Annotated in this window: 11 protein-coding genes and 1 riboswitch; of the genes, 10 read left to right on the top strand and 1 reads right to left on the bottom strand. The window is 70.6% G+C overall.

The genetic code is table 11. The features are described 5' to 3' along the window. Window positions 1–107: 107 nt before the first annotated feature. Window positions 108–2,438, bottom strand: coding sequence for a chitinase C-terminal domain-containing protein (locus ACFWVP_RS33375; RefSeq protein ID WP_384501745.1), 2,331 nt, complete (start codon window positions 2,436–2,438; stop codon window positions 108–110). Window positions 2,439–2,725: 287 nt separating this feature from the next. Continuing rightward, a riboswitch (FMN riboswitch) is annotated at window positions 2,726–2,856 on the top strand. Between the two features lie 159 nt (window positions 2,857–3,015). Between ACFWVP_RS33375 and ribD the strand changes: the two genes are divergently transcribed. From ribD to ACFWVP_RS33325, 10 genes are all read left to right on the top strand, one after another. Beyond that, the gene (gene ribD / locus ACFWVP_RS33370) at window positions 3,016–4,116 is read left to right on the top strand and encodes a bifunctional diaminohydroxyphosphoribosylaminopyrimidine deaminase/5-amino-6-(5-phosphoribosylamino)uracil reductase RibD (protein WP_384501744.1); all 1,101 of its coding nucleotides are present in this window, start codon (window positions 3,016–3,018) and stop codon (window positions 4,114–4,116) included. After that, entirely contained in the window at window positions 4,117–4,737 is a 621-nt protein-coding gene (locus ACFWVP_RS33365) for a riboflavin synthase (RefSeq protein WP_384501743.1), read from the top strand. It abuts the gene before it with no gap. Then, window positions 4,734–5,378: a nicotinamide riboside transporter PnuC gene (locus ACFWVP_RS33360; protein ID WP_384501742.1), complete on the top strand. Its 645-nt coding sequence runs from the start codon at window positions 4,734–4,736 to the stop codon at window positions 5,376–5,378. The genes ACFWVP_RS33365 and ACFWVP_RS33360 overlap by 4 nt, the downstream gene beginning before the upstream one ends. Further along, window positions 5,375–6,664, top strand: coding sequence for a bifunctional 3,4-dihydroxy-2-butanone-4-phosphate synthase/GTP cyclohydrolase II (locus ACFWVP_RS33355; protein WP_384501741.1), 1,290 nt, complete (start codon window positions 5,375–5,377; stop codon window positions 6,662–6,664). The genes ACFWVP_RS33360 and ACFWVP_RS33355 overlap by 4 nt, the downstream gene beginning before the upstream one ends. A 67-nt stretch (window positions 6,665–6,731) precedes the next feature. Beyond that, entirely contained in the window at window positions 6,732–7,217 is a 486-nt protein-coding gene (ribH, locus tag ACFWVP_RS33350) for a 6,7-dimethyl-8-ribityllumazine synthase (protein ID WP_362839990.1), read from the top strand. 35 nt (window positions 7,218–7,252) lie between these two features. Next, window positions 7,253–7,525: a phosphoribosyl-ATP diphosphatase gene (locus tag ACFWVP_RS33345; protein WP_384501740.1), complete on the top strand. Its 273-nt coding sequence runs from the start codon at window positions 7,253–7,255 to the stop codon at window positions 7,523–7,525. Window positions 7,526–7,579: 54 nt separating this feature from the next. Continuing rightward, window positions 7,580–8,428: an ATP phosphoribosyltransferase gene (gene hisG, locus ACFWVP_RS33340; RefSeq protein WP_384501739.1), complete on the top strand. Its 849-nt coding sequence runs from the start codon at window positions 7,580–7,582 to the stop codon at window positions 8,426–8,428. Between the two features lie 65 nt (window positions 8,429–8,493). After that, complete coding sequence (locus ACFWVP_RS33335; RefSeq protein WP_384501738.1) at window positions 8,494–8,973, top strand: PH domain-containing protein; 480 nt, start codon at window positions 8,494–8,496, stop codon at window positions 8,971–8,973. A 184-nt stretch (window positions 8,974–9,157) separates the two neighbouring features. Further along, window positions 9,158–10,525, top strand: coding sequence for a hemolysin family protein (locus ACFWVP_RS33330; protein WP_384501737.1), 1,368 nt, complete (start codon window positions 9,158–9,160; stop codon window positions 10,523–10,525). After that, window positions 10,522–11,616: a hemolysin family protein gene (locus tag ACFWVP_RS33325; protein WP_384501736.1), complete on the top strand. Its 1,095-nt coding sequence runs from the start codon at window positions 10,522–10,524 to the stop codon at window positions 11,614–11,616. Before ACFWVP_RS33330 ends, ACFWVP_RS33325 begins: the two co-directional genes overlap by 4 nt. The last annotated feature ends 44 nt before the right edge of the window (window positions 11,617–11,660 follow it).

The following is an 11,660-nucleotide window of genomic DNA, read 5'->3' as shown; positions in this document are numbered from 1 at the left end:
GGGGGGCCCCGCAACGCTTTGTCCTTCTCGGGGGTAGGCCCCCCCCGGCGGGCCGCCGGGGGGGCCCGGGGTTGGGCCGGGCCCCCCCCGGGCGGTCAGCCCCGGGTTCAGCAGGCGCCGAGGTCCTGCCAGACGCCCCACTCACCGGTGGAGCCGGGCGTTTCGCCCTTCGTCCACCACCGGGCCTTCCACGTGTGCGAGCCGTGGCTCACCGTCGCGCCCCCGCCGTACTCCGCCGTGGCGCTCCACGCCGTCGCCGGGCAACTGCCGCCGCCCGGATCCGGGGTGGGCGTCGGGGTGGGGCCGGTCCCCGTCCCCGGCTGGACCACGGTGGTGCCGCGTGCCAGGTCCCCGGCCAGGGAGTAGGTGGACCCGTCGAAGGTCACCGTCCAGTTGGACGGGGTCGACGTCGGGAGGTAGTAGACGAAGTCCAGTTGTACGGAGGCTCCCGGGGCCAGCGTCTGCCAGGCGGGCAGCTTCAGCGAGACCCGGTTGTAGTCGCCCTTCAGGCCGCCGATGTTGTTCGCCGCGGTGTGGTCGCTGCGCACGATCGTCGTACCGAAGCCCGACTGGTCCTTGGCGTTGGCGGGGGCCGAGGTCGCGTAGTCGAACCGGAACTCCGTGCCGCCCGGCAGGGTCGCCGACGTGTTGTTGGTGATCTTCAGCTTCGGGCCGATCGGGTAGTTCGAGTCGCCCAGCGGGAACTGCTCGAACGACACGTCGATGTCGAGGGCCTCGGTGGGCAGGTCAACGGTCGACCGCTTCGCGCCGTACGGGGTGGCCGACCTGAACGCGTCGTACATCGCCGACGTGAGCGTGGAGCCCGGCTCGTACTGCCCCTTGGCGGCGTTCCAGCCGTAGTCGCCCGCGAGCTCCCAGATCATCGTGCCGCCGATGCCCTTGTCGACGACGTAGTCCGCCTTCGCGGCCACCGACTGCTCGTCCTCGGTGGACAGGAAGACCTTCTTCTGCGCGTTCCACAGCCAGGGCGCGACCAGCGTCGAGTCGTAGTTGCGGACATAGGTGCCGGTCAGCTCGGTGCCGGCCGGGAAGCCGTACCGCGTGACGTAGTCGCCGACGACACCCTTCTCCAGGTTCTTGGCGTGCCACATGGGGTTGGAGCCCGCCGGGGCCTCCTTGCCCGCGGTGTCCTTGTCGTGCCAGAGGTTGTCGATGCCGACGGCCCCGTCGCCGCACTTGGTCAGACCGGCGCCCGCGGGGCAGTCCGTGGTGGCGGCCTTGCCCCACAGCCCGTTCGTGCCGCCCTGCACGTTCTTGAAGCCGCGGGTGTAGTACGGCAGCCCGATGTTGATCCGGCCGGCCGGCATGGAGCCGCGGAAGTAGTGGTAGGCCCAGTCGGTGTTGAGGTAGCCGGTCCCGCCGTACTGCGAGGTGGAGTAGACGCCGGCCTGGGCCAGTTCGGCGTCCTTGCCGTCGTCGTAGAGCGAGGCGTTCGGCCCGACGTACTCGTTCCAGGCGCCGTGCAGGTCGTAGGACATGATGTTCACGTAGTCCAGGTACTTCTGGACCTGGAACGTCTCCATGCCGCGCAGCAGGTAGCCGGAGGAGGGTGCCGCGACGGTCAGCAGGTAGTGCTTGCCGTCGGCGGCGGACGCGCGGTCGAGCTTCTCGCGCAGTGTCTTCATCAGGGCGGCGTAGCCCTTGACCAGACCCGCCCGGCGGGCGTTGGACAGCGCGTGGTCGAGCGGATTGCCCGCGTCCTTCATCGTCGTCGGGTACTCGTAGTCGATGTCGACGCCGTTGAACCCGTACGTCCGGAGGAAGGTGACGGTCGAGTCGGCGAAGGTGTCGATACCGCTCCGGTTGACCGAGCCGTCGGCGTTCGTGGCCATCGAGTAGAAGCCGCCGGAGTCCACCCGGTCGCCGTTGTCGTCGAAGTAGCCGCCGGTCTCGGCCCAGCCGCCCACCGAGACGAGGGTCTTCACGTCGGGGTGCTGCTTCTTGAACTTGTTGAGCAGGTTGAAATGCCCCTTGTAGGGGAGGGCGGGGTCCATCTCGGCACCCGCGACACCGGGCCAGGTCATCCCGGTGGAGGCGTTCCGCGGGCTGTCCGCGCCCACGGAGATCTTGTTGGCGCCGTCGATGTGCGCGAACGCGTAATTCAGATGGGTGACCTTGTCCCAGGGGATGTCCGGGGCGAGGTAGGCCGGCTTGCCGTCCTTGCCGGTCCGCCAGTTGGTGAAGTAGCCGATGACGCGCCGCTGATGGTCGGCGCCCATCTTCTCGCGGCCCTCACCGTCGTAGACGGAGCAGTAGGGCACGTCGACGCCGGGGGTCCGGTACAGCCCGTCGGGGCGACAGGACTCCTGGCCGGCGGCGGCGGCCGAGGGGGCGGCGGTGAGCGAGCCCAGCAGCAGTCCGGCGACGGCTGCGCCGGCTGCGAGCAGGGTGGTTCTCGCACGGGTGGGGGACAGCATGTGTTGTTCCTCCTGGGGAGGTCGGCAGAACACAACTGGCAGGGGGGCTTCGCGATGTGCACGGTGTCCGGGTGTGCGCACACCCGGCAGACGTTCCTCGGAGGTGACGCAGAGATTAAGAGGACTAGACCAGTGAGTCAATAGGTCTGGACCATTTGGGGGTCGTTGTCCCGTCCAGGAGCCCGCCCCGGCGTGAGCGGAGGCTCCATCCGGTCTGTGAGCGGTGCCACAGAAGACGCCCGTTCGGCCCATGGCCGGTCGTGGCACAATGTGTCCTGTACCAGTAGCAGCGCACTCCGGGGTCGGTGCAATTCCGAACCGGCGGTTACAGTCCGCGACCCGTCCGCATCCAGCGGCCGGTTGACCAGGTGAGATTCCTGGACCGACGGTTAAAGTCCGGATGGGAGGCAGTGCGCGGCGGGCCGTCACAGGTACGCCGCCGTCGGCGGATGCGTTCCGGGATCTCCCGGGACGGTCGCATCCGTGTCCTCGGTCGCGGCGTCCCCTGTTGCGTTCCGCTTCATCTGTCGTCATCGACAGGCCCCGGAGTCCGTGCCCGAAGAGGCAGGAGGACCCGGTGGCCACCGCAGCCGATATGGACGCCATGCGGCGGGCGATCACGCTCGCGGCCCGCGGACTCGGCGCCACCAGCCCCAATCCGGTCGTCGGATGCGTCATCCTCGACGCCGCCGGACAGCAGGCCGGTGAGGGCTTCCATCAGCGCGCCGGAGGGCCGCACGCCGAGATCCACGCCCTGCGCGCGGCCGGCGAACGGGCCCGTGGCGGCACCGCATACGTCACCCTCGAACCCTGTAACCACACAGGCCGCACCGGCCCCTGCGCCCAGGCGCTCCTGGACGCCGGAGTCCGCCGCGTCGTGTACGCCGTCGGCGACCCGAACCCGCAAGCCACCGGCGGTGCGGACACCCTGCGCGCCGGGGGCGTCCAGGTGGATCGGGGCCTCCTCGCCGACGAGGCCGAGGCGGGCAACACCGCCTGGCTCACCTCGGTACGGCTCGGCCGCCCGTACGTCCTGTGGAAGTACGCGGCCACCCTCGACGGCCGCATCGCCGCCGCCGACGCCACCAGCCGCTGGATCACCTCGCCCGAGTCCCGCGCCGACGTCCACCGGCTGCGGGCCGAGGCCGACGCCGTCGTGGTCGGCTCGGGAACCGCCCGCGCCGACGACCCCCAGCTGGGCGTACGCGGCATCGAGGGCGCCACCCAGCCGCTCCGGGTGGTCGTCGACACCGCCGCCACCGCCGTACGTCCCGGAGCCCGGGTCCTCGACGGCACGGCACCCACCCTGATCGCGGTCGCCGCCGACGCCGACAGCGCACACCTCCCCGAGGACACCGTGCTGCGCCTGCCACGCGCCGCGACCGGCCCCGGCCTGGACATCCCGGCCCTGCTCGCCGCCCTGCACGGGCGCGGCGTCCGCTCCGTACTCCTCGAAGGCGGCCCGGTCCTGGCCGGCTCCTTCGTCGCCGCGGGAGCGGTCGACACCGTCGTCGGCTATCTCGCCCCGGTTCTCCTCGGCGCGGGCCCTGCGGCCCTCGCCGACGCCGGAATCACCACCCTCTCCCAGGCGTTGCGCCTCGATGTGACCGGGACCGTCCGTATCGGTCCCGATCTGCGCATCACCGCCGTCCCCGTCCTTGCTCGGAAGGGAAACTGAGTGTTCACCGGAATTGTCGAAGAACTGGGTGAGGTCACCGCCGTCGAGAAGCTCGACGACGCCTCCCGCTTCCGACTGCGCGGCCCCGTTGTCACCGAAGGTGCCAAACACGGCGACTCCATCGCCGTCAACGGTGTCTGCCTCACCGTCGTGGACCTCGGCGAGGACGAGTTCACCGCCGACGTGATGGCCGAGACGCTGAACCGCTCCAGCCTCGGCGCGCTGACGACCGGCTCCCGGGTCAACCTGGAGCGCCCCATGGCGCTCGGCGGCCGGCTCGGCGGGCACATCGTCCAGGGCCACGTCGACGGCACGGGCCGCATCATCGAGCGCACGGTCTCCGAGAACTGGGAGATCGTGAAGATCGCCCTACCCGCCGAGCTGACCCGCTACGTCGTGGAGAAGGGCTCGATCACGGTCGACGGGGTGAGCCTCACCGTCGTCGACGCGGGCACCGACCACTTCACCATCAGCCTCATCCCCACCACCCTCGCGCTGACCACGCTCGGCATCAAGGGGCCCGGCGACCCGGTCAACCTCGAGGTGGACGTCCTCGCGAAGTACGTCGAGCGGCTGCTCGGCGGGACGGCCACGCGGGATTCCGGGGAGCCGGTCGCATGAGCACCCTGGACTGGCTGAACTCGGAGGCGTTCACCGCCTTCGGGCAGCACATCATCTGGTCGGACATGCTCGGCAACACGATCGGTCTGATCGCCCTGGCCCTCGGCTGGCTCCGCTCGGTCTGGACCTGGCCCGCCCAGCTCCTGTCCGGCGTGGTCCTGGTCGCGGCGAACGTGTCCGTGCAGCAGGCGGGCAGCGTCGGCAAGCAGCTGATCGTCATCGCCGTCGCCGTCTGGGGCTGGCAGCAGTGGACCCGCGGCAGGCAGCAGGCCCAGGACGGCTCCATCGCCGTGCGCTTCGCCACCTGGCGCGAGCGCGGGTACCTGCTGGGCGGCGCCGTCGTCGGCACCCTCGCGGTGGGCGGCCTCTTCACCGCCTTCCCCTCGCTCTCCTGGAGCCCGTGGGCGGACGCGTACATCTTCGCCGGCACGCTCGTCGCGATGGTGGCCCAGGCCCGCGGCATGGTCGAGTTCTGGTTCGCGTGGCTACTCGTCGACCTCGTCGGCGTACCGCTCAACTTCCACAGCGGACTCGCCTTCTCCGGTCTCATCTACGTCGTCTACGGCGCCCTCGTCCTGTGGGGCATGCGCGACTGGTGGCTGCGTACGCGGACACCCGCTCTGGAAGGAGCCACGGCATGACTGCCCAGCCCACCTGGCTGCACGACCGTGCGGCCGAAGACCTGTCCCTGGACCCCGTCGAGCAGGCGATCCGCGACATCGCCGCAGGCCGGCCCGTCGTGGTCGTCGACGACGAGGACCGGGAGAACGAGGGCGACCTCGTCATCGCCGCCGAGAAGGCGACTCCCGAGATCATCGCGTTCATGATGACCGAGTGCCGCGGTCTGATCTGCGCGCCCATGGAGAACGACGAGCTGGAACGCCTCGAACTCCCGCAGATGGTCGACGACAACACCGAGTCGATGCAGACCGCCTTCACCGTCTCCGTGGACGCCTCCGCCGCACACGGGGTGACCACCGGCATCTCCGCCGCCGACCGGGCCACCACGCTCCGGATGCTGGCGGGCGGCAGGGCGGGCCCGGGCGACTTCGTCCGGCCCGGACACGTCTTCCCGCTCCGGGCCCGCTCCGGCGGAGTCCTCGTACGCAACGGCCACACCGAGGCCGCCGTCGACCTGGCCCGGCTCGCCGGACTGCGCCCCGCCGGCGCCATCGTCGAGATCGCCGGCGAGGACGGGGTGATGCTCCGGCTGCCCGAACTCGTCCCGTTCGCCCGCAAGCACGGCCTGACGATCATCTCCATCGAGGACCTGATCGCCTACCGGCGCAGCTCCGAGCCGACCGTCCGCCGCGAGGCCGAGGTCCGGCTGCCCACCTCGTTCGGCGCGTTCACCGCGTACGGCTACCGCTCCACCGTCGACGGCGTCGAGCACGTCGCGCTCGTCCACGGCGACATCGGCGACGGCGAGGACATCCTCGTCCGGGTCCACTCCGAGTGCCTGACCGGCGACATCTTCCAGTCCCAGCGCTGCGACTGCGGCCCCCAGCTGCACGCCTCGATGGAACGCGTCACCGCCGAGGGCCGCGGCGTCGTCGTCTACCTGCGGGGTCACGAGGGCCGCGGCATCGGACTGCTGTCCAAGCTCCGCGCGTACGAACTCCAGGAGCGCGGCGCCGACACCCTCGACGCCAACCTCGAACTCGGCCTCCCGGCAGACGCGCGGGACTACGCGGCGGGCGCGCGGATCCTCCAGGACCTCGGCGTGCGCAGCGTGCGGCTCATGACCAACAACCCGGAGAAGACCGCCGCGCTCGTACGCCACGGGCTGGGCATCACCGGGCGCGAACCCATGCCCGTACAGGCCGGTGAGCACAATCTGAGGTACCTGCGCACCAAGCGGGACCGCATGGGGCACGACCTGCCCTGGCTCGACGCCACCGCCGCGTCGACCTGCGCCAACCAGTGAGCACCGCGGGCGGCCCGCACGGACCGCCCGTGGCTACCGGACACGAACCCCACGAAGTAGGAGAGACATGAGCGGCAAGGGCGCACCCGAACTGTCCGTACGCAACTGCGGTGACCTGCGGGTGGCGGTGATCGCGGCCCAGTGGCACGAGAAGGTCATGGACGGGCTCGTCGACGGGGCCCTGCGAGCCCTGCACGACCTGGGCATCGACGAACCGACACTGCTCCGGGTCCCCGGCAGCTTCGAGCTCCCGGTGGTCGCCAAGGTCCTCGCCGGACGCGGCTACGACGCGATCGTCGCCCTCGGAGTGATCATCCGCGGCGGCACCCCCCACTTCGAGTACGTGTCCCAGGGCGTCACCCTCGGCCTCACCCAGGTCACCGTCGACACCGGAGTGCCCGTCGGCTTCGGCGTCCTCACCTGCGACACCGAGGAGCAGGCCCTGGACCGGGCCGGACTCGAGGGGTCCAACGAGGACAAGGGGCACGAAGCGGTCACCGCCGCCGTCGCCACCGCCGCCACGCTGCGCACCGTCAGCGAACCCTGGCGCTGAGCGAGGGTTTCGGACCCCGTATTCTAAGGACCATCATGGCGAACAAAACCTTCGAAGAGCTCTTCGCCGAGCTGCAGCTCAAGGCCGCCGACGGCGACCCCTCCACCTCGCGCACCGCCGAACTGGTGCACAAGGGCGTGCATGCCATCGGCAAGAAGGTCGTCGAGGAGGCCGCCGAGGTCTGGATGGCCGCCGAGTACGAGGGCAAGGAAGCCGCCGCCGAGGAGATCTCGCAGCTGCTGTACCACGTCCAGGTGATGATGGTCGCCCGCGGAATCTCCCTCGACGACGTCTACGCCCACCTCTGAGCACGCCCCCAGCACGTTCCCAGAACTCCCTCCGCACAAAGGAAACCTGACCTCATGCTGCGCATCGCCGTCCCCAACAAGGGTGCAATCTCCGGGCCTGCGATGGCGATGCTCCATGAGGCGGGCTACCGGCAGCGCAAGGAGTCCAAGGAGCTCGTCCTCGTCGACCCGACGAACGAGGTCGAGTTCTTCTACCTCCGGCCGCGCGACATCGCGATCTACGTCAGCTCCGGCCGGCTGGACATCGGCATCACCGGCCGCGACCTGCTGCTGGACTCCGGTGCCGAGGCCGAGGAGATCCTCCAGCTCGGCTTCGCCCGTTCCACCTTCCGCTACGCCACCAAGCCCGGCACGGCCACCGGCCCGCAGGACTTCGACGGCATGACGATCGCCACCTCCTACGAGGGCATCGTCGCCAAGCACCTCGCCGACATCGGCGTCAGCGCCTCCGTCGTCCACCTCGACGGCGCCGTCGAGACCGCCATCGAGCTCGGTGTCGCCGAGGTCATCGCGGACGTGGTGGAGACCGGGACCAGCATGCGCAACGCGGGCCTCGAAGTCATCGGCGAACCGATCATGACGTCGGAAGCCGTCGTGATCCGCCGCAAGGGCGCCCCCGGCGACGAGCCCAAGGTGCAGCAGTTCCTGCGCCGGCTGCAGGGCGTCCTGGTGGCCCGTAGCTACGTGATGATGGACTACGACTGCCGCGTCGAGCACCTGGAGCGCGCCGTGGCCCTCACCCCGGGCCTGGAGTCGCCGACCATCTCCCCGCTGCACCACGAGGGCTGGGTGGCCGTCCGCTCCATGGTCGCCGCCAAGGAGGCCCAGCGGATCATGGACGACCTGTACGAGCTCGGGGCCCGCGCCATCCTCACGACGGCCATCCACGCCTGCCGCCTCTGACGACGGCTCCCTACCCCGGCATCCCGGCACCAGAGAACGCCCAAGGACAAGGACGACAGCGCATCATGTCCGCCCCCGCGCCCAGGCCGACCGACCTCCCCACCCTCCCGGCCACCTTCCGGCCCACCCGCACCCGGGTGGTCCTGCTGTCCGTGGGAGCGATCATGTTCGTCGTCATCACCGCGATCGCGGTGATACTGGAGCACCTGAGCCCGGGGGAGCGGACCAGCTTCGTCTTCGTCGCGCTGCTCTTCCTCGGTGTCCTCGCCCTGCTCAGCAGGCCCAGGATCGTCGCCGACAGCACCGGGATCACCGTGGTCAACATCACCCGGACCCGACGGCTGTCCTGGGCGGAGATCGTGCGCGTCAACCTGCGGGCCGGTGACCCGTGGGTCTTCCTCGACCTCAGCGACGGAACGAGCCACCCCGCGCTCGGAATCCAGCCCGGAATCGCCAGGGAGCAGGCCATCCGCGACGCCCGTACGCTCCGCGCGCTCGCCGAATTCCACGGCAGTGGAGTGGACGGCGCCGCCGGGAACGGCTGAGCCCCCTGCCCCGCGAGGCCCCTTCTTGATTACTCTGTAGGGCGGAGGCGCCATGCGCGCCCCGCCCCGCACGAGAGGTCCACGAGGCCCGCGGGGCATTCCTGCGACCCAAGGAGTGACTCCCTCCAGCAATGGACGGATCGTCCGGTAGTACCTGCGCCGCCCTCTCCCCGGAGACGGCGGCATGACCACCCCCCTGTTGCTGCTCAGCGCGGCATTCCTTCTCATCCTCGCCAACGGATTCTTCGTGGCAGCCGAATTCGGGCTCGTCACGGTGGAACGGCCGGACGCCGAACGTGCCGCCGCCGAAGGTGACCGCCGGGCCCGCACCGTCGTCGCGGCCCTGCGCGAACTCTCCTTCCAGCTCTCCGGCACCCAGCTCGGCATCACCATCACCTCACTGGTCGTCGGCATGCTGGCCGAACCCGCACTCGCCCAGCTGCTCGCCGGCCCCCTCACCGCCACCGGACTGCCCCGAGGGGCCGTCTCCGGGGTGAGCGTCGTGATCGGCATGCTGCTCGCCTCCGCCGTCCAGATGGTGATCGGCGAGCTCGTACCGAAGAACTGGGCGATCTCCCGGCCGCTCCAGGTCGCCCGGTTCGTCGCCGGCCCCCAGCACCGCTTCTCCACCCTCCTGCGCCCGGTGATCACCGCGCTGAACACCTTCGCCAACCGGCTGGTGCGGCTGCTGGGTGTCGAACCCACCGATGAACTGGCCTCCGCCCGGACCCCGGGAGAACTGGTCTCCCTCGCCCGGCACTCCGCCGAGGCCGGCACCCTCGAACAGGACACCGCGGACCTCTTCGTACGGACCCTGTCCCTGGCCGGACTGAGCGCGCAGCACGTCATGACCCCGCGGTTGAGGGTCAGCGCACTGCAGTCGTCGGCGACCGCGGCGGACGTCCTCAACCTCACCCGGGCGACCGGCCTCTCCCGTTTCCCCGTCTACCGGGACCGCATCGACGAGGTCGTCGGCATGGTCTACCTCAAGGACGCCCTCGCCGTACCCGCGCAGGACCGGATGCGCACCTCGGTGGGACGGATCGCCGTACCCCCGCTCCTCGTGCCCGAGAGCCTGCCCGTGGAGCAGCTGCTCCGCCAGCTGCGCCGCGACCAGCCGATCGCCCTCGTGGTCGACGAATACGGTGGCACCGCGGGTGTCGTCACCCTCGAGGACATCATCGAGGAGCTCGTGGGCGAGGTGCGGGACGAGCACGACGCCGAGGGTTCCGACCGCCCCGAGCTGACGTCGGTCATAGCGGACGACGGACGTCCCGGCTGGGACGTGGAAGGCAGCTGCCGGGTCCTGACCCTGCTCCGGATAGGCCTCGACGTGCCCGAAGGGCCGTACGAGACCGTGGCGGGACTGGTCGCCGACCTGCTGGGACGCATTCCCGCTCCCGGTGACCGCGCCGAACTGCCCGGCTGGCGCATCTCCGTCCGCCAGGTCGGCCACTACCGAGCCGAGCGGGTCCGCTTCGTCCGGCTGACGGACGTCGCGGAACCGACGGCGGAGCAGGCCGCCCGAGGCCTGCTGGAGGCCGTGCGATGAGCCTCGTGCAACTGCTCTTCGCCGGGGTCCTCGTACTGGCGAACGGCTTCTTCGTCGGTGCCGAGTTCGCGCTCGTCTCCGTACGGCGCAGCCAGATCGAGCCCCTCGCCGCGAGCGGATCGAAACGGGCCGGCCAGGTGCTCCACGGCCTGGAGAACCTGCCGCAGATGATGGCCGCCGCACAGTTCGGCATCACCCTCTGCTCGCTCACCCTCGGCGCGGTCGCCGAGCCGACCGTGGCCCATCTCCTGGAACCGGTCTTCCACGCGATACACGTGCCCGAAGGGCTCATCCACCCGCTCGGCTTCGCCCTGGCGCTCGTCACCGTGGTCGTCCTCCACCTCGTCGTCGGCGAGATGGTCCCGAAGAACCTGGCCATGGCCGCCCCGGAGAAGACCGCGCTGTGGCTCAGCCCCGGCCTGGTCGGCTTCGCCCGGCTCTGCCGGCCGGTCACCGCGGCGCTCGGCACCTGTGCGCGGCTCGTGCTGCGGCTCTTCGACGTCGAGCCGAAGGACGAGGTCGAGGCCGTCTTCACCAGCGAGCAGCTCAACCGCCTGGTGGAGGACTCCGGACAGGCCGGTCTCCTGGAACCGGAGGCGCGGGAGCGGCTGGGCGACGCGCTGGAGCTGGGCAGCAGGTCCGTCACCGACGTGCTGCTCGACCGGGCGTCGCTGGTGACGGTGGACCCGTCCGTCACTCCGCGCATGATCGAGGAGCTGACCGTGCGGACCGGCTACTCCCGCTTCCCCGTCTGTGCGGAGGGCGGCGGTCCGTTCATGGGCTATCTGCACGTCAAGGACGTCCTGGAGCTGGAGGACGGCGAGCGGGCCGTCCCGCAGCAGATCTGGCGTCCGATGGCGACCCTGCGGGCGGAACTCCCGCTGGACGACGCCCTGACCGTGATGCGCCGCGCGGCGACGCATCTGGCGCAGGTCGCCGACGCCTCCGGCAAGGTGCTCGGACTGGTCGCCATGGAGGACGTCCTGGAGACGCTCGTCGGTGAGGTCAGGGACCCGGCGCACCGGGTCTCGGTACCCCGCCGCACGGTGGAGGTGCCGAAGGTCATGGCCCCCATGGGGCTGACCCGGTGACCCGTCTCAGGACGGCATGAACCGGCGCCGGGCGGGCACGGAAG

Source organism: Streptomyces sp. NPDC058637 (genome assembly GCF_042717325.1).
In the GTDB taxonomy this organism is placed as follows: Bacteria; Actinomycetota; Actinomycetes; order Streptomycetales; family Streptomycetaceae; genus Streptomyces.
This window is presented reverse-complemented; position numbering and strand designations above follow the sequence as displayed.